This is a genomic window from Brevundimonas sp. TWP1-3, assembly GCF_049896085.1.
Taxonomy (GTDB): Bacteria; Pseudomonadota; Alphaproteobacteria; order Caulobacterales; family Caulobacteraceae; genus Brevundimonas.
Window position 1 is genome coordinate 152,200 of sequence record NZ_JAFCTP010000002.1, and the last position, 17,417, is coordinate 169,616.

Annotated in this window: 15 protein-coding genes; 3 read left to right on the forward strand and 12 right to left on the reverse strand. The window is 67.8% G+C overall.

Translation table 11 applies throughout. From position 1 onward, the window contains the following. Positions 1-22 precede the first annotated feature (22 nt). Genes nadC through nadA form a run of 4 tightly spaced genes read right to left on the reverse strand, consistent with a single transcriptional unit; the run spans position 23 to position 4,384 of the window. A complete protein-coding gene (gene nadC / locus ACP693_RS12745; protein WP_426019918.1) occupies positions 23-880 on the reverse strand; it encodes a carboxylating nicotinate-nucleotide diphosphorylase in 858 nt (285 codons plus the stop codon). Next, on the reverse strand, positions 877-2,391 hold the full coding sequence (locus tag ACP693_RS12750; protein ID WP_426019920.1) for an L-aspartate oxidase: 1,515 nt from the start codon (positions 2,389-2,391) through the stop codon (positions 877-879). The genes nadC and ACP693_RS12750 overlap by 4 nt, the downstream gene beginning before the upstream one ends. Then, positions 2,388-3,248 carry a metalloprotease gene (locus tag ACP693_RS12755; protein WP_426019922.1) on the reverse strand — a complete coding sequence of 287 codons (861 nt, stop codon included), beginning with the start codon at positions 3,246-3,248 and terminating at the stop codon, positions 2,388-2,390. Before ACP693_RS12755 ends, ACP693_RS12750 begins: the two co-directional genes overlap by 4 nt. Positions 3,249-3,304: 56 nt before the next feature. Continuing rightward, the gene (gene nadA, locus ACP693_RS12760; RefSeq protein WP_426019924.1) at positions 3,305-4,384 is read right to left on the reverse strand and encodes a quinolinate synthase NadA; all 1,080 of its coding nucleotides are present in this window, start codon (positions 4,382-4,384) and stop codon (positions 3,305-3,307) included. Positions 4,385-4,588: 204 nt separating this feature from the next. Between nadA and ilvA the strand changes: the two genes are divergently transcribed. Then, positions 4,589-6,103: a threonine ammonia-lyase, biosynthetic gene (ilvA, locus tag ACP693_RS12765; RefSeq protein WP_426019926.1), complete on the forward strand. Its 1,515-nt coding sequence runs from the start codon at positions 4,589-4,591 to the stop codon at positions 6,101-6,103. A gap of 55 nt (positions 6,104-6,158) precedes the next feature. On the opposite strand, the gene ACP693_RS12770 is transcribed toward ilvA, so the two are convergent. Together ACP693_RS12770 and ACP693_RS12775 are read right to left on the reverse strand one after the other, a co-directional pair. Beyond that, on the reverse strand, positions 6,159-9,335 hold the full coding sequence (locus tag ACP693_RS12770; protein WP_426019928.1) for a TonB-dependent receptor domain-containing protein: 3,177 nt from the start codon (positions 9,333-9,335) through the stop codon (positions 6,159-6,161). 311 nt (positions 9,336-9,646) lie between these two features. Beyond that, positions 9,647-10,045, reverse strand: coding sequence for a host attachment family protein (locus ACP693_RS12775; RefSeq protein ID WP_426019930.1), 399 nt, complete (start codon positions 10,043-10,045; stop codon positions 9,647-9,649). A 110-nt stretch (positions 10,046-10,155) separates the two neighbouring features. Between ACP693_RS12775 and ACP693_RS12780 the strand changes: the two genes are divergently transcribed. Next, entirely contained in the window at positions 10,156-10,866 is a 711-nt protein-coding gene (locus ACP693_RS12780) for a LamG-like jellyroll fold domain-containing protein (RefSeq protein WP_426019932.1), read from the forward strand. Positions 10,867-10,943: 77 nt separating this feature from the next. Beyond that, a complete protein-coding gene (locus tag ACP693_RS12785) occupies positions 10,944-11,762 on the forward strand; it encodes a tetratricopeptide repeat protein (protein ID WP_426019934.1) in 819 nt (272 codons plus the stop codon). Here the strand turns inward: ACP693_RS12785 and ACP693_RS12790 are convergent. From ACP693_RS12790 to ACP693_RS12815, 6 genes are all read right to left on the reverse strand, one after another. Next, a complete protein-coding gene (locus ACP693_RS12790; protein WP_426019936.1) occupies positions 11,759-12,286 on the reverse strand; it encodes a methylated-DNA--[protein]-cysteine S-methyltransferase in 528 nt (175 codons plus the stop codon). The genes ACP693_RS12785 and ACP693_RS12790 overlap by 4 nt on opposite strands. Then, positions 12,270-13,361 (reverse strand): bifunctional transcriptional activator/DNA repair enzyme AdaA, encoded by a 1,092-nt coding sequence (locus tag ACP693_RS12795; protein WP_426019938.1) that lies wholly within the window; start codon positions 13,359-13,361, stop codon positions 12,270-12,272. The genes ACP693_RS12790 and ACP693_RS12795 overlap by 17 nt, the downstream gene beginning before the upstream one ends. A gap of 58 nt (positions 13,362-13,419) precedes the next feature. Beyond that, entirely contained in the window at positions 13,420-13,629 is a 210-nt protein-coding gene (locus ACP693_RS12800) for a helix-turn-helix transcriptional regulator (RefSeq protein ID WP_426019940.1), read from the reverse strand. After that, a complete protein-coding gene (locus ACP693_RS12805; protein WP_426019942.1) occupies positions 13,622-14,335 on the reverse strand; it encodes a hypothetical protein in 714 nt (237 codons plus the stop codon). Before ACP693_RS12805 ends, ACP693_RS12800 begins: the two co-directional genes overlap by 8 nt. A gap of 68 nt (positions 14,336-14,403) precedes the next feature. Then, entirely contained in the window at positions 14,404-16,179 is a 1,776-nt protein-coding gene (locus ACP693_RS12810; RefSeq protein ID WP_426019944.1) for an SLC13 family permease, read from the reverse strand. 101 nt (positions 16,180-16,280) lie between these two features. Continuing rightward, entirely contained in the window at positions 16,281-17,396 is a 1,116-nt protein-coding gene (locus ACP693_RS12815) for an HAAS signaling domain-containing protein (protein ID WP_426019946.1), read from the reverse strand. Positions 17,397-17,417 lie beyond the last annotated feature (21 nt).

Here is a 17,417-nt window from a genome sequence, read left to right on the forward strand (position 1 = left end):
CCAGGTCTGGAGGGTCTGGCGCCTAGAGCGCGTCCAGACCGATATCGAGAACCGGGGCCGAATGGGTCAGGGCGCCGACCGAGATCACGTCGACGCCCGTCTCGGCGATGCCGCGCACGGTCGTCAGATCGACCCCGCCCGAGGCCTCCAGCACGATCCGCCCCGCCACGCGCGCTACGGCGGCCCGCAGGTCCGACAGGCTGAAGTTGTCCAGCATGATCACGTCCGGCGCGATGCCCTCGTCGATCAGGGCCAGCACGGCGTCCAGCTGATCCAGCCCGTCCACCTCGACCTCGACCTTCATCAGGTGCGGGGCGAAGGCCCTGGCCCGTCGCACGGCCTCGGCGACCCCGCCGCAAACGGCCACATGGTTGTCCTTGATCAGGATGGCGTCATCCAGACCGAAGCGATGGTTCATTCCGCCGCCACAGGCCACGGCGTGCTTCTCCAGCGCGCGCAGACCCGGCGTGGTCTTCCTCGTATCCGCGATCCGCGCCCGCGTTCCGGCAACGGCATCGACATAGGCCCGCGTCAGGGTCGCCACGCCGCTGAGCCTTCCGATCAGGTTCAGCGCCGTCCGCTCGGCCGACAGGAAGGCGCGGGCGTCGGCCTCGACCACCGCCAGAACCGCGCCGGCGTCGAAGGCGTCGCCGTCATTGAGGCGCACGTCCACGAACGCCTTCGGATCCATGGCCAGCACCGCCAGCCTCACGCAATCAATCCCGGCCAGCACGCCCGGCTTGCGCGCCGCGAACGCCGCCTTCATGCGCGCGCCCTCAGGAATGCAGGCCATGGCGGTCACGTCGCCCGCCCGGCCCAAATCCTCGGCCAAAGCCAGTCGCACGACGGGTTCGATCAGGACATCGGCAAGCCGTCTCATTCCGCCGCCTCCAGCGCCGCCGGGCGCGTGATCCGCACCCGCGTATGGTCGGCGCGCGCCGCCGTCTGAGGATAGTCCGAACGATAATGACCGCCCCGGCTTTCGCGCCGATCCAGCGCTGCCTGGGCGATCAGTCGCGCCGCCAGCAGGACGGCCGCCGGCCCGTGCTGGACCTCCAGCCTGTCGATCAGGGCTATCAGGGCCGACAGCCCCGCCGCATCGCGCACCACGCCCGCATGGGCCGTCATCGCAGTCCGCAGTTCAGCCATCGCCGCATCCGGCAGATCGGGCGCGATCTCGACCGGCGCAGGACGGCCCCCGCCCGTCTCCAGGGCCGCCGCCACGCCCGCGCGCCGCCCGAAGGCCGCCGCTTCGAGCAGGGAGTTGGACGCCAGCCTGTTGGCGCCGTGCACCCCCGTCGCCGCGCATTCTCCCACCGCATAGAGGCCCGCAACCGTCGTGCGCCCGTCCGCGTCGGCGGCGATCCCGCCCATATGATAGTGGCAGGCGGCCATCACCGGTATCGGGCTGACGCGCGGGTCCAGACCGCTGCGCATGCAGGCGGCGAAAACGGCGGGAAATTCGTGCGGGAAGGCCTCGCCGATAGCCGTGCGCGCATCCAGAAAGGCGCCCCGTCCTTGGGCCCGCGCCGCATGAACCGCCCGCGCCACCACGTCGCGCGGCTTCAGATCGGCGTCGGCTTCGTCGCCCAGCAGGAACCGGCCCTGCCCGTCGATCAGCCGCGCGCCCTCGCCGCGCAGCGCCTCGGTCGCCAGGGGCGCGGGGTCCAGACCGACATCAATCGCGGTGGGGTGGAACTGCACGAACTCGGGATCGAGGATTTCCGCTCCGGCACGCGCCGCCAGCGCCATCCCCTCGCCTTTCAGCGCCGCCGGGGTCGTGGTCGCCGCGAACAGCCCGCCCGCCCCGCCGGTGGCCAGCACCACGGCCGTCGCCGTGATCTCGACCAGACGTCCGCCGCGCACGACCACCGCCCCGACCACCCGGCCGTCGGCGTCCTGCAGCAGGCCCTTCAGCCGCGCATCGTCCCACACCTCGATCAGCTTTTCGGCCCGCACCGCCGCGACCACGGCCGACAGGATAGCCCGCCCGGCCCCGTCGCCGCCGACCCGCGCCACTCGGGGGACGGAGTGGGCCGCCTCCAGGCTGACGACGAAACCGCCGTCTGCATCCCGGTCGAACGGCGCGCCCAGGGCCGCCAGCCATTCCACCGTCTCACGCCCCGCCTCGGTCAAGGCCCGCGTCGCGCCCGGATCGACCAGGCCAGCGCCCGCCGCCTCGGTATCCTTCGCATGACGTTCGGCCGAATCCTGCGCCGTCAGGGCCGCCGCCATACCGCCCTGCGCCCAAGCCGACGAACAGGCGTTCAACAGCGGCTCCGGCGTCACCACCAGGACCTTGCCCCCCGCATTCGCCGCCTCCAGCGCGGCCGACAGGCCCGCCAGGCCTGCGCCGACGATCAGCGGTCCGTCATGCCGCGTTCGGGTCATCCGCGCACTCCGAGATAGTTCAGGCCCAGTTGCACCGCTGCGGCCGGATCGCCCGCGGTCATCGGCATCAGGGCGCCGACGGCCGCCGCCGCACATACGGCAAGGGTCAGCAGATAGAGCCCCAGGCTCTTGCCCGCCTCGGGCCAGCTCAGCGTGCCCCAGGCCGCGCGCCAGACGCCGCGCTTCAGATGGCTGAACACCGACAGCGCCAGGAAGGCGGCCAAGATGAACCGCCCGGTCGTCAGACCCCACCACACCACCGCCACGCCGATGACCAGCAGCACGATCTGCTCCAGGCGCGGATGCACCCGCGTCAGCACTGGCCCCAACGCCTTGGATCCATCCAGCGGCGGCGCAGGGACCAGGTTCACCAGGTTCAGCATGGCGATGAAGAAGGCGCCCATCAGCCATTCGCCCTGCCCCAAGACCATCCAGACCCCGACGAAGGGGATCATGGCCAGCAGGCCGAAGGCCGGCCCGGCCAGCGACACCAGCACGCCGTCCCATTCGCTGCGAGGCTCGCGCCGCGCCTTGGCCAGTCCGCCCAGGAAGGGAATGATGTAGATGCGCGCCGGCCCCATGCCGAGCTTGTTCATCGCCAGGGCATGCCCCGCCTCATGGACGAACAGGCCGATCAGCACCGCGCCCGCCACGATGGCGCTGCCCGTGACCCACCACAGGAAGCCGCCCATCAGGGCCGTGGACAGCAGGGCCCAGACCAGGCTCTGGTCCTTCTCGACCGGCGTTTCGACGGCAGGCGTCTGTGCGGCCTCGCGCGCGATCGCCTCCTCCGGCTTGATATCCCAGGGGCCGGGCGTGCGCGCGGGCGTTTGATTTGGGGTGTCGGTGTTGCTCATGGCGTCCAGATGGGCGCGGACGACCGTCCCGTCGCCGGGACCGATCGCCGCGTCGCTCAGATCAGCTCCACATCGACGTGATGCCGCGCCTTGACCAGGTCGTAGCGCGCGGGAACCAGCGGCGGCGGCAGGTCGATCATCCGCTGCACGGCCAGGCGTCCGCGTTCGATCATGTCGGCCGGAACCGTCACCTCGAACTGCATGTGCAGCAGGCAGTCGTGGATGTTCTGCAGCGTGATCCGCTTCATGTGCGGACACAGGTTGCACGGGCCGATGAACTGCACGCCCGGCACATCGCCGGCCACGTTCGAGGCCATCGAACATTCGGTGATCATCACCACCTGTTTGGGCCGACGCGCCTCGACATAGTCGGTCATGGCCGCCGTCGATCCGGCGAAGTCCGCCGCCGCCAGCACGTCTTCCGGGCATTCCGGGTGGGCCAGGATCTCTGCGCCCGGATAGGCGGCGCGCATCTCGGCGATGTCGTCCACCGTGAACCGTTCGTGCACCTCGCAGCGGCCCTTCCAGGCGATGATCCCGACCGTGGTCTGGGCCGCCACATTGCGCGCCAGATATTCGTCGGGGATCAGGATGACCCGGTCCACGCCCCATTCCTTGGCCGCCCATTCCACCACCTGAACGGCGTTGGCGCTGGTGCAGCAGATGTCGGTCTCGGCCTTCACATCGGCCGTGGTGTTCACATAGGTCACGACCGGCAGGCCCGGATAGCGCTGCTTGATCAGCCGCACGTCCGCCCCCGTGATCGACGAGGCCAGCGAACAGCCCGCCCGCAGATCGGGGATCAGCACGGTCTTTTCCGGGCTCAGGATCTTGGAGGTCTCGGCCATGAAATGCACGCCCGCCTGGACGATCACCTTCGCATCCGACCGCGCGGCCTCCTTGGCCAGGCCCAGGCTGTCGCCGACATAGTCGCCGACCCCGTGGAAGATCTCGGGCGTCATATAGTTGTGGGCCAGGATCACGGCGTCGCGCTCGCGCTTCAGCCGGTTGATCTCGCTGATCAACCGCGCCTGGGCCGGCCATTCCAAAGGCGTGACATGGTCCTTGACCTTCGCCCACACCCCGGCGGTCTCCCGCTCCAGTTCCTTCGTCAGACCAAAGGCGCCGTCCGCCATGACCGTCTCCCTAGACCCTTATGCTCAAAGTTAGCATAAGCAGGAACAATGTAGGCCTATGCGGACGCGGTGCAAGAGGAAATGCAAAGCCGTACTCCGTAAGCACCAACAGCCTGAATCTGCAAAAACCGTTCCCATGACGGCCGATTTCGCCTAGATGACAGCCCACTTCTTTGCCACTTCAAGCCTATTCACGACATTTCCATGCAGGACACCATCCGCCGCATCCTCGCCGCCCGCGTCTATGACGTGGCGGAGGAAACGCCTCTCGACCCGCTGCGCCGCCTGTCGGCGCGACTCGACCGGCCCGTCCTGCTGAAGCGCGAGGATCTGCAGCCGGTCTTTTCATTCAAGATTCGCGGCGCCTACAACAAGATCGCCGCCCTGTCTGAGGACGAGTTGTCGAAAGGCGTCATCTGCGCGTCGGCCGGCAATCACGCGCAAGGGGTCGCCCTGGCCGCCGCCCGCCGCAACACGCCGGCGACCATCGTCATGCCGACCACCACCCCCGGCATCAAGGTCGCCGCCGTCCGCACCCTGGGCGGCGAGGTGGTTCTGCACGGCGAGAGCTTCGACGAGGCCTATGCCCACGCCCGCCATCTGGAGAGCCAGACCGGCGCCGCCTTCATCCACCCGTTCGACGACCCCGACGTGATCGCCGGCCAGGGCACGGTAGGGCTTGAGATCGCCCGCCAGCACGCCGATCCCATTGAGGCGATCTTCGTGCCTATCGGCGGAGGCGGACTGGCCGCCGGCGTCGCCGCCATCGTCAAATTCCTGCGACCCGACACCCGCGTCATCGGCGTCGAGCCGGTGGACGCCCCGACCATGAAGGCGTCCATCGATGCGGGCGAAGTCGTGACCCTTAACGAGGTCGGCTTGTTCGCCGACGGGGTCGCCGTGCGCCGCGCGGGAACCGAGACCTTCCGCCTGTGCAAGGATCTGCTGGACGAGATCGTCCTGGTGGACACCGACGCCATCTGCGCCGCCATCAAGGACATCTTCGATGACAGCCGCGCCATCGCCGAGCCGTCGGGCGCCGTCGCGCTGGCGGGGCTCAAGGCCTGGGCCGCCGCACATCCGGGGGCCGGGACGCTGATCGCCATCAACTCGGGCGCCAATCTGAACTTCGACCGGCTGCGTCACGTCGCCGAACGGGCCGAAATCGGCGAGGGCGCCGAGGCCCTGCTGGCCGTGGCCATGAAGGACGACCGCGACGACTACCGTCGCTTCCTTGACACCCTCGACGGTCGTTCGGTGACGGAGTTCAACTATCGCTGGTCCGGCGACGGCGACGCCCAGATCTTCGTCGGCGTGGCGCTGAGGAACGGCCCGCATGAACGCGACGACCTGATCGCCGCCCTGCGCGCCGGCGGCTACGCCGTCGAGGACATGAGCGACAACGAGACCGCCAAACTGCACGTCCGCTACATGGTCGGCGGCCGCACGGTGGGCCTGCCGCATGAACGCATCCTGCGCTTTCAGTTCCCCGAACGGCCCGGCGCCTTCCTGCGCTTCCTCAACAGCCTCCAGCCTGCCTGGGCCCTGACCCTGTTCCACTATCGCAACCACGGCGACGACGTGGGCCGGGTGCTGGCCGGCATCAGCGTGCCGCCGCAGGAGCAGGCCCAACTGACCGCCGCCCTCGCCGACCTGGGCTACCCTTACGTGGACGAGACCGCCAACCCCGCCTGCCGGCTGTTTCTGGACGGCGCCTGACGAGCAAAAGGGCGGCGACCGTCTCCGGCCGCCGCCCCTCTTTTTCTGACGGTGATCAGAGCTTCTTGTTGAACCGCACGAAGAAATAGCGGCCGCGCGCCGAAACCGGGGTCGCCACCGTGCTGAGGAACGGCTCCTCGTCCGTCAGGTTGTTGACGCCCAGGATTAGGTCGCTCTTGCCGTCGATGTCCCAGGACAGCGAGGCGTCGTGGGTCCAGATGGGATCGTTCCACGGCGCGTCGAAGGACACCGTATTCTCGATCTCGACGCCCGAACGCGTCTGCTTGCTCTGATAGTTCGAGAACAGGCCGGCGGTGAAGTCGCCCACGCTCCAGCGCACGGAGGTGTTGACCACCCACTCGGGCGAATTCAACTGCTCCTTGACCGGATTGGCCAGGGTTGCATCCGCCACGAACGGGAAGTCGTTGCGATCCTCCAGCCAGGTGCCGCCGACGCCCAGGGCCAGCGAACCCCACTCCGACTTGCCGAACGTGCCCAGATCCAGACGGTAGACGGCGTTGAAATCGACGCCCGACGCCTCCAGTCCGGCGAAGTTCACCTGGCTCTGCTGCAGATAGTCCAGGCCGCCCTGGGTCAGAGAACCGGGACGGTCGTCGCGGCTGAGCAGGGCGCAATACTGGTTGGCGATGCTGGGCGCGTCATAGCAGCTGTTGACGATGTCCTGGGCCGAGACCGAGGCGATGGCGTTCTCGATCTTGATGTTCCAGTAGTCGGCCGTCAGCGTGAAGTTCGGGATGAAGCGCGGTTGCAGCACCACGCCCGCCGTCCACGAGTCCGAGGTTTCCGCCTGCAGATCGGGGTTGCCGCCGGCGGCGCCGAAGAACTGGGCCGTCAGCGGGTCTTCGAAGTCATAGGTGGAGCCGACCGTCACGCCGTAACGGGCCAGATCCGCCCGACAGTTGGCCTCGCGCGAGCTTGTGCCCTGCGTGATGTTCTCAGCCGAGCAGGGATCGATCGGACGGAAGCCGGCGGTCTGCAAGGGCGTGAACAGTTCGGCGATGTTCGGCGCACGCACGGCCTTGGCCACGCCTGCGCGGAACCGGACGTCGGTCACCGGCGCCCAGACCAGATCGGCCTTGAAGGTCTCCGTATTGCCGATGTTGGTATAGTCGCCGAACCGGGCGGCGGCGTTCAGGGTCAGGGTCTCGGCGAACGGCAGGTCCGCCAGCAGCGGGAAGCTGATCTCGACGAAACCTTCCGACACCTCGAACTCGCCGGAAACGGCGGCCGTGGTGGCGTAGCGGAAGGTCACGCCCTGCTCGTCATAGTCGTTCGGGTTGAAGTCGCTCTGTTCCTTGCGATACTCGCCGCCGAGGGCGAAGCTGATCGGGCCGCCCGGCAGGCTGAACCAGCGCGACAGATCGCCGGCCAGGAAGCCCGAGACGACCGTCTGCTGGATCAGGGAGGTGTCAGTCGCCAGCGGTCCGACGAAGGCCGAGGCTTCAGGGCTGACGTTGCCCAGGCCGAACAGGTTCAGCGGGCGGCAATCCGAACCCGCGCCCGGCGTGAAGGTCTGGAACGGGTTCGGCACCGGCCCGCCGAACTCGGGATAGAGGCCCGAAATGGGCGGCGCCGCCGTGGGATCGAGCGTAGAGCGACAGACCGCCTGGCCCGTGACCGGATCGGTGACGGCGTCGAGGGCGGCGAAGAAGCGGTCCTCCAACCGCACGGCGAAGGTCGTATCCCGCTCGGTGCGGCCATAGTTGAACGACAGCTCGTAGTTCCAGCCCAGATCAAGCTCGCCCCGCGTGCCGACCACGGCGCGATAGGTGCGGCGGTCGCTGACGGTCTTGGGATCGAAGATGTCGATGTGGTCTCGCGAAAGCGCGATCTGCGCCGTGCCTGCGACGCTGGGGTCGGCCGCGATCTCGGCGTTGACCAAGGCCCTCAGCGCCGCCGGGATGAAGGGGTTGTCCAGCGAGATGGGGATGGAGTCGTCATAGGTGTTGTAGGGGCTGAACGTCGTGCCCTTGTTCCACGACGCATTGATCTCGACGAACGGGTTGAAGAAGGTCGAGAGGTTGTAGTTGGCCGTGAAGCTGACCGAATAGCTCGACTCCTTGGGCAGCAGGCTCTGGTTGTCGAACACTTGCGCTGCGCCGTCGCCGCCCGACTGGTTGGAGGAGCCGGCATAGAGACCGTCCTGGAAGGGCCGCAGCTGCCCGGTGACCGGATCGACGGTGTAGCAGCCATAGCCGAGCTGACCGTTGCGGTTGGTGTTGCAGTCGGCGTTGACCTGCGGATTGGAAAAGAAACCGGCCGGATCGGCATAGCCGTCGCCGTCCAGATCGATGCCGATCAGGCCGCTGGTGCTGGAGATCGAGAAGCGGGGGTCGGCGATGAAGGCGCGCGGGGTCGCCGTCTGGGCGCGCGTGATCAGCGACGCATCGGTTCCAGCGTAACGCGGTGCGCCGCCGACGAGGATCGTTCGGCCTCGCGTCTGGGCCAGGGTGCGGCCAGGAGGCAGGGGATCGCCGACCTGGAAGAAGAGCGCGGGGTTGGTGTAGTCGTCGTAGGTCCCGTTGTTTTTCGAATAGCTGCGGTCGCCGTAGTAGAGCTCCGAGCGCTCATTGCCCTGAACCCCGATCGTGAAGTTGCCGCGCCCATTGTCGAAGTTTCGACCATGCAGCAGCGAGACATAGAACTCCTCTGCATCGCCTTCGCCAGACAGACCGCCCTGCACCGTCATCTCGGTGCCCTCGTAGTCGTCCTTGAGGATGAAGTTGACCACGCCGGTGACCGCGTCGGAACCATAGACGGCGGATGCGCCGCCGGTCAGGACTTCGACCCGTTCGATCAGGCCAGCCGGAATGCTGCTGACGTCCACGGCGGCCGATCCGGGCACGCCGGCGACATAGCGGCGCCCATTGACCAGGGTCAGGGTGCGCTCCGCCCCCATGCCGCGCAGGTTCAGGGTCGCGGCGCCGCCATTCGCCTGAGCCGAGCTGGTCGAGGATTGCAGCGCCGGAATGCGGTCGAGCAGGTCGGCGACCTGCGTCACGCCCTGGGCCTCGATCGATTGCGCCGTCACCACCTGAACCGGCTGAGCCGCCTGTGTCGCGGCGGTCGCAGACAGGCGCGAGCCCGTGACGACGATCTCATCGACTTCGGACGGCTGGTCCGGCGTGGATTGAGCGAAGGCAGGCGTCGATATGGCGCCCAGAATCGATCCTCCAAGCAGCATCGAGCGGAAAACCGCTTTTTTATGCATGATTATCCCCAATCATCGCGAGAGGAGTCGCGATGGCTGCAAGGATTTTGCTGCAATGCAGCAGGCGTCAATCGCAGATCAACGAAATGCTGCAACTTTGTGGCAATGCTGTCGCATTTTGACCACAAGGACTAACGCGCTGAATGATCGCCAGCACGTCGTGAGTGCTGAGATTATTCAGCGATTTCATCGCTCTGGACGCACCCGCTAAAACAGAAGGGCCGCATATCGCACTGCGGCGATATGCGGCCCCTTCAACGTCGGCGACAGGTCGATCGCGCATCCGAAATGCGGCGACCGACCGATCTAGGTCACGCCTTGTCGATCGCCGCGGCGATCTGATCGCTGGAATGGCCCGTCAGATCCTTGGCGATCTCGCCGACCAGCTTGGCCTGAAGGTCCTTGTGCCAGTGCTTGCGCAGCTCGCCCAGGGTCTTGGGCGCGGCGATCACCAGCAGTTCGTCGATCTTGTTGGTGACCGACCATTTGTTCAGCACCTCTGCGACGCCCATGGCGAAACCGTCTTCGGCCTGGGTATCGTTGTCGGGATTGGCCTCATTCGAACGCCGGCCGGCCGAACCGGAAACGCGATCCGCGATGGGGGGATTTTCCAGCGGCGTCAGCTTGATCTCCGAGGCGTTCATGTTCCTGAACAGGGCCAGCTTTTCGCCGTCGACCACCGCCACCAGCGCGCCATTGGAAAGTTTCATCGTCGATACTCCAGTCTGTAGGGATGCCGATAACGAACCGGAGCGCAGGCCGTTGCCTCGCGCGATCATTCCCATAGTGTCGCGCGACAAAACCGCCGAGAGACCGAACCATGCCTGACGCCCTGCCTCTCGACCGCCGCCGCCTGATGGCCCTGGGCGCATCGGGCGTCGCGGGCGCGATTCTGCCGGGATGCGCGACGTTGCAGACCGCCGCGCCGCGCCGGACGGTGTGGACCTTTGATCGGTTGGCAGACATCGGCGGGGTCGCGACCAGCGTCGAGGGCGACCCGACACTGATCGACAGCCCCTATGGCCGGGCTGTGCTGTTCGACGGCGTGGACGACGCCCTGTTCATCGCGGACCACCCGCTGGCCGGGGCCGAGACCTTCACCTTCGAGGCCCTGTTCCGGCCCGACGGCGGCGCCTTCGAGCAGCGCTGGTTCCATCTCGCCGAGGAGGCGCCCGCCGGCCAGCCGCCGTCACAGACGCGGTTTCTGTTCGAGATCCGCGTGGTTCGGGACCGCTGGTACCTCGACGCCTTCACGCGCGGCCCCGGCTATAACCACACCCTGATCTTTCCCGAGCGCCTCTACCCTTGCGGCCAGTGGTTCCACGTCGCCCAGACCTTCGACGGCGTCATGTACCGGGCCTATGTCGACGGCGTGCTGCAGGGCGAACACGCCGTGCCGTTCAAGCCCCAGGGACCGGGTCGCGCCTCGGTCGGCTGTCGCATGAACCGGGTGAACTATTTCAAGGGCGCGGTGCGTCAGGCCTGCTTCACCCACGCCGCCCTGCCGCCCGAACGGTTCACGCGTCGCTGACGGCAGACAGTGCCGGACTAGGCCTCGCCAACCCCCTCAGGTTGCGCCTATTGTCGGAGAACCGAAGGGGAGAGCGGATGATCATGCTGAGGATTCTGGCTGCAGCTCTGGCGCTATCGACGGCCGCCATGGCGACGGCTCCCGCGCCCGCCCTTGCGGCGGCCGCCGCCGACACACCGCAAATGTCGCGTCAAGAACGCCAAGACCACGACCTCTTCGTTCAGGCCAACGCCGAGTTTCAACGCCGGGGCTATCCCGCGCTCGCCCGCCGCCTTCCGGCGCTTCGCCAGGCGCTGGACCGGATGCCTGCGGACTATGGCCAATTGGTCGAGCAATCAGGTCAGCATGTGGTCAGGGTCACCGATCCGGGCGACGTGCTGATCATGATAATCGGTCTGTCCGCAGCCGCCGCCAAGGACGGCGGAAACGCCAAGGGCGCCACAGCCCTGCCGAACGTCTATGGCGACATCGCGCTGATGCTCGCCTCCGAGGCGGTCGAGGCGCGTCGCTATGACGAGGGCATCGCCTATCTGGATCGCGTGCTGAAGGTCCAGCCGAAGAACTGGTTGTTGCTCGTTGAAAAGACCGCCGCCCTGCAGGGTTTGGCGCGTTGGAACGACGCCCTGGCCCTGGCGGACGCCGCCTTGGCTGACAACGACATGCTGATGGTTCTTCATCGCGGCCCGTTCCATCGCCGGCGCGGCTTCAGCCTGATCGAACTGGATCGACTGGACGAGGCCAAGGCCGCCTACGAGGCCGCACTCGAAATCGATCCCGAGGACGCAAACGCCAAGCGTGAACTGGACTATATCGCACAGCTGAAGGCCGGCGCCCCGCCGACCGCCCCCCAGGTGATCTCTCCCCTCTCGCCAACGCCTCCACCGCCGACCAGCTAAAGCAACCGCCCGCCCGCCTCGTGCGCCAGCAGCCAGCGCTTGCGCTCCAGCCCGCCCGCATAGCCGGTCAGCGTCCCGTTCGCCCCGATCACGCGGTGGCAGGGCACGATGACCCCGACCGGGTTGGCGCCGTTGGCCAGACCGACCGCCCGCACCGCCTTGGGCGCGCCGATCGCGGCCGCCAGCTGGCCGTAGCTGCGCGTCTCGCCGGCCGGAATATCGCGCAGGGCCCGCCAGACGGAGCGTTGGAAATCCGTGCCGCCGGTCTTCACCTCGACAGCGTCGAAGGCGGTCAGGTCTCCGCCGAACCAGGCCTCGACAGCCTGGCGCACCGGCTGGGGCGCCCGACCCTCGGTCAGGACGACCTCGCCATAGTGACGACGCAGCAGCAGCCGCAGCCGCGCCTCGTAGTCGTGGAAATCCAGCGCCCGCACCGCACCGTCCGCATCGGTGACGACCAGCACCTCGCCCACGGGCGACGGGATTCGGTCCAGGGTCAGATGCATCTCAGGCTGCTTGGTCATCTCGCCGCTCCTCGATCAGGGTCCAGTAAAGGGCGCCATAGGCCCGCCACGGCCGCCACCGCTCTGCGCGCGCCAGCAGTCCGGCATCCGTCGTCATCAGCCGGTCGCTGGGCGCATCCTCGCCCGCGTCGATCCAGTCGCCCGCAGGCCGCAATGCCGGGCGGGCCTCGACGGCCGTCCGCAGGACGGGGTCGGCTGACAGGTCGCGCGTGATCGCCTCGGGATCGGCGGCGAGGTCGAACACCCGCCGCACACGCGCCAGAACGCCGGGCAAGGCCGTCAGCTCGCCGACCCGCACCTCGACCGCCGCCCTGCCCATGGCGGCGGGGCGCACCGTCACAGACCCGTCCGTGCCATCCACGTCGATGCGCAGCCGCCGGGTCCATACGCCATCGACCACCGCCTCGTCCGCGACGCCACGCATCGCCAGCGTCGTCATCATGGCCGCCCAGTCATAGGGCGGCCGATAGGACAGACCGATCTTGACCACCCCGCCCGGCTCGCCCTCGACCTTGCGTCGGCGCAGGTCCGACGGCGCGCGGCCGTAGAGGGCCTGGAAGGTCTCGTTGAACCGCCGCACGCTGCCGAAGCCGGAGGCCATCGCCACCTCCGCCATCGACAGGTTGCTTTCGTGGATCAGTTGTTTGGCCAGCAGCACGCGCCGCGTCTGGGCCACGCTGACGGGGGCAGCGCCCAGGTGCTGGCGGAACAGGCGGCGCAGCTGCCGCTCGCCCATGCCCAGCCGGGTCGCCAGGGCGTCTGCATCGCCCCTATCCAGCGCGCCCGCCTCGATCATGGCTAGCGCCCGGCTGACCGTATTCGACGTGCCTCGCCAGGCGCCCATTTCAGGCGCCGTCTCGGGCCGGCAACGCAGGCAGGCCCGAAGCCCCGCCTCCTCGGCCGCCGCCGCTGTCGGATGAAAGACCACATTTTCCCGCTTCGGCGTGCGCGCCGGACAGACCGGCCGGCAATAGATCCCCGTCGAGGTCACGCCGGTGAAGAAACGCCCGTCGAAACGGGCGTCCCGCGCCACGACGGCGCGCCAGCAGGCGTCCTGATCAAGGGGCTGTTCCATGAGGACAGGATGCCCCCGCCGCCTCGCCATGTCTCGCGGTTTTCGGACATGGATCGCATCAGTCCTTGAGGAAGAACAGCGCCTCGACCGTCGTCTCCAGCGCCCGCGCCAGTTCCAGCGCCAGGACGGTGGAGGGCACGAAGACGCCGTTCTCGACCGTATTGATGGTCTTGCGCGAGACGCCGGCCTTGTCAGCCAGCCCCTGCTGGGTCAGGCCCGCGGCAGTGCGCAGTTCCTTGAGCCGTGACCCCAGTCTTGGATCACCCATCGCGGCCGGCCTCTCGGTCTAGCCAGGCAAACCGCAGGCCCGCCGACGCGCCGCCCAGCGCCAGCACATAGGGCAAGGCCATCACGCCATAGTCCGCGCGCCACAGTCCCAACCCCAGGGCCACGGTCACGCCGCTCATCAACACGACGAAGGCCAGGATCATCGACCGCGCCCGCATCACTTGGGTCAGTTCATCCTCCAGCAGGCGGCGGTTCTTCTTTGCATGCCAGTCCCACCCCATGACCAGCACGGGGATCAGCCAGCCGTACAGGACCGGCAGCAGGATCTGGACGTAGGCGCCAAGGTTATGGTCCCCGCCCAAGACACGCTGCATGGCGCTGTGGGCCTGGGCCATGAACAGCAGCAGCACGGCGGGGTAGATCACCAGCTGTTGGGTCCGCGCGCGTTGAAGCTTGTCGCGCTGGGCGCCCTCGCCGCTCGTCGCCATATCGATCGGTCGGCCTGGCCGCCCAAACCAGGCCAAGATCGACCCGATGAGGACCACAGCAAAGCCCATGCCTGCCACCACGCCGGCGGCCGTCGCCTGATCCCCCTCCGTCCCAAAAAGGATCGCGAAGCCCGTTCCGCCGGCCAGCGCGACGGCGCCGACGACCGCCATGACGATCCCGCTCCACCAGCACCTGCCGCGTTCCGTCTTCATCTGCCGAACCACAGCCCCGGCGTAACCGCTTTCGTCATTGCTCATGACATCCTCCTGAAGTAACCTTGAGGTGACATATCACCTATAGGTTACACGCCGTCAAGAGGCGATCGTCACATGGGCCAGAACAGCAGGATCATCGGCGGCCCGATGACCAATACCAGCAGGCTCAACGGCGCACCCAGCTTCGGATAGTCCGAGAATTTGTAGCCGCCTGGCCCCATGACCATGGTGTTGCATTGGTGTCCGATGGGGGTCAGGAAGTCGCACGCGGCCCCCACCGCAACCGCCATCAGGAAGGGGTCGGGCCGATGACCCAACTGCTGGGCCAGAACACCGGCGATGGGCGCCACGACCAGCACCGTGGCGGCGTTGTTCAGGAAGGGCGTGACCGCCATCGACACGGCCATCATCCCCGCCACGGCGACCACCGGCGGGATGCCGTCGAACAGCGCTTTCAGATGGCTGGCGATCAGGTCGGCCCCGCCGGTCTGCTGGATGGCGTCGGACACGGGGATCAGCGCCGCGATCAGGACCAGCAACGGCCCGTCCAACGCCGCATAGGCGTCCCGCATCCGCAAGCCGCCCAGGGCCACGATCACAACCGCCGCGCCGAAGAAGGCGATGGCCACGGGAAGAATGCCGAACCCCACCATCACCATCGCCGCCGCCAGCACCACCGCCGGCAGGTACTTGCGTCGCTTGCCGCCCAGCCGCACCTCGCGCTCGGCCAGCGGCAGCAGCTGCAGTTCGGCCAGCACCTTGGGCAAAGCCGCCTCTGACCCCTGCAACAGGAGCACATCGCCAGCCTGCAGCTTGGCCGTCCGCAGATGCTGGGTCAGTTCATAACCGCTACGCGACACGCCCAGCAGATTGAGCCCATGTTGGCCATAGAGGTCCAGTTGCCGCACAGACTGCCCCGTCAGCGGCGAGTCTGCGCCCACAACCGCCTCGACCAGATGCACCTCGTCCTTGGCCTGTTCCAGCAGGACGGGCCGGTCGCCGCGCACCAGCTTCAGCTTCGTCGCGTCGATAAAGGCCTCCAACGCTTCATGGTCCCCCTTCAGCAGCAGGGTGTCGCCGGCCTGGACCTGGGTGTTCCCGCGAGGCCGTGTGCGCCGCTTTCCGTTGCGGATCAGGGCCATCACCTTGATCGCATCGGGCGCCATGGCCGACAGGGCGGTGATGGTGGTGCGATCAAGCGTCCAGCCGTCAGGCACGCGCGCCTCGGTCAGATAGGCGTTGGCCGACAAGGCGGCGGACAGGCCCAGCGTGCCCGTTCGATCCTTGGGCAACAGCCTATAGCCGAAAGCCAGAAACACCAGCGCCGCCGCCGTCAGCGCCAGGCCGACGGGCGCATAGTCGAACATCTGAAACGGCTGGCCGACGATGTCCTGGCGCACCTCCGCGACCAGGATGTTGGGCGAAGTGCCCACGAGGGTCACCATGCCGCCCGCCATGGCGCCGAAGGCCATCGGCATCAGCAGCCGCGACTGGGGCGTGCCGGTCCTGCGCGAGACTTGAAGCGCCACCGGCATCATGATCGCCAGAGCCCCGACGTTCTTGGTCACCATGGACAGCAGGGTCACCGCCGTCGTCAGAACAGGAACCTGGCTGCGTTCGGTCTTCAGGTGCGGCAACACGCGCTTCAGCGCCATCTCGACGATGCCCGAACGCGCAAAGGCCGCCGAAACAATCAGGGCGCAGGCGATGATCACCGTCACGTCGTTGGCGAAGCCGGCGAACGCGTCCTCCGCCGGGATCACGCCGATGGCGAGGCCCGCGACCAGCGCGGCCAGCGCCACCAGATCATAACGGAAGCGACCCCAGATGAAGGCCGCCACCGTCAGGCCCACCAGGCCGAACGCCAAACCCTGTTGTAATGTCACGCGATAACCCAGCCCCGATGCGGTCCAGAACGGCGCCGCTTGGCGCAAACGGCGCAACCGCCTGAAGGTTCAGCCCCTCCCGTCGCGGAAGGGGCTGTTTTTCAGCGACCGACGACCAGTCGCGCCGCCGCCCGGACCACCCGCACCACCTCTGCGGCGAAGGCCCAGACCACCACGACCATCAGGATCGTCGCCACCCCGCCGACGTCCTCGCCCGAGCGGCCGATCAGCACCCGCACCCGCTCCACAAAGTCGGTCGCCGTTCCGACCCAGATCAACGGCGACAGCGCCGACCAGAACCAGACCCACAACAGGCCCCAGGCGGCGGCGATACCGAACGCCAGATCGCCCAGCGCCGTCAGCCGCACGTTCCCGCCCGACGCCGCCCGCATCAGGTCGAACCCGACACGGCAGGCCGCGAACAGGGCGACCGGCCAATAGGCGGCGCGCACCATCTCGCCCAGGATCCGCCCGTAATCGACGCCGTCGACGACGCCCGCCAGATCCTCTGGCCGGATCGGCGCGACCTGAAGCAGACCCGTCCACCACAGCAGCACGACGGCCCAGCCGATGGCGCTGGCCACCGCGCGGGCGACCGGCGACATCTCGGCGCTCTTGCGCACCTCGGCGCCGGGCTTGGCCTCCGGTTTGGCCTTGGACGAAGACCAGTCGCCGCGCGCCAGCTTCTGGCCCCACTGTTCGGCGTCGAAATCGCCGCCCAGTTCGAACATGCCCAGATCCTTGACCCGCCATCTGGCGATGAAGTCCGGCTTCTTCTCCTGGCGTTCCAGAATGAAGCCGGCGACGGTCAGCAGGCCGACGATGGTCACGGCCCCGCTGAACAGGCTGGCGATCCCCTGCCCGATCGCCTGGCCCACATAGACGTCGCCGACCAGCACACGAACCGCCAGCCCGATCAGGGTCACGCACGCCATGACCGTCAGCCCGACCTTCACCCCGAACATCCACCAGGGATAGAGCTCCGGCCCGATCAGCGCCTGCGGGCCTGATCGATAGCGCGCCGCCACCGTCAGGGGATGCCCGACCTCGCGTAGCAGGGCCTCGACCTCGTCGTCGCTGGGCGCACGACCCAGGCGCGCCTCCAGCGCATCGATCCGCCCCATGATCTCGTCGCGCAGCTCGGCGACGATGTCGTCGCGACTGTCCTTGGGCAGCTGCGCCGCCAAGGTCTTCAGATAACGTTCGACCAGGTCCATGCCCGTCTCTCCCTCTTTCCC

Bases quoted from the DNA above. Each gene is read 5' to 3' on its own strand.
- nadC (WP_426019918.1), bottom strand. From the start codon at position 880: ATGAGACGGCTTGCCGATGTCCTGATCGAACCCGTCGTGCGACTGGCT.
- ACP693_RS12750 (WP_426019920.1), bottom strand. From the start codon at position 2,391: ATGACCCGAACGCGGCATGACGGACCGCTGATCGTCGGCGCAGGCCTG.
- ACP693_RS12755 (WP_426019922.1), bottom strand. From the start codon at position 3,248: ATGAGCAACACCGACACCCCAAATCAAACGCCCGCGCGCACGCCCGGC.
- nadA (WP_426019924.1), bottom strand. From the start codon at position 4,384: ATGGCGGACGGCGCCTTTGGTCTGACGAAGGAACTGGAGCGGGAGACC.
- ilvA (WP_426019926.1), top strand. From the start codon at position 4,589: ATGCAGGACACCATCCGCCGCATCCTCGCCGCCCGCGTCTATGACGTG.
- ACP693_RS12770 (WP_426019928.1), bottom strand. From the start codon at position 9,335: ATGCATAAAAAAGCGGTTTTCCGCTCGATGCTGCTTGGAGGATCGATT.
- ACP693_RS12775 (WP_426019930.1), bottom strand. From the start codon at position 10,045: ATGAAACTTTCCAATGGCGCGCTGGTGGCGGTGGTCGACGGCGAAAAG.
- ACP693_RS12780 (WP_426019932.1), top strand. From the start codon at position 10,156: ATGCCTGACGCCCTGCCTCTCGACCGCCGCCGCCTGATGGCCCTGGGC.
- ACP693_RS12785 (WP_426019934.1), top strand. From the start codon at position 10,944: ATGATCATGCTGAGGATTCTGGCTGCAGCTCTGGCGCTATCGACGGCC.
- ACP693_RS12790 (WP_426019936.1), bottom strand. From the start codon at position 12,286: ATGACCAAGCAGCCTGAGATGCATCTGACCCTGGACCGAATCCCGTCG.
- ACP693_RS12795 (WP_426019938.1), bottom strand. From the start codon at position 13,361: ATGGAACAGCCCCTTGATCAGGACGCCTGCTGGCGCGCCGTCGTGGCG.
- ACP693_RS12800 (WP_426019940.1), bottom strand. From the start codon at position 13,629: ATGGGTGATCCAAGACTGGGGTCACGGCTCAAGGAACTGCGCACTGCC.
- ACP693_RS12805 (WP_426019942.1), bottom strand. From the start codon at position 14,335: ATGAGCAATGACGAAAGCGGTTACGCCGGGGCTGTGGTTCGGCAGATG.
- ACP693_RS12815 (WP_426019946.1), bottom strand. From the start codon at position 17,396: ATGGACCTGGTCGAACGTTATCTGAAGACCTTGGCGGCGCAGCTGCCC.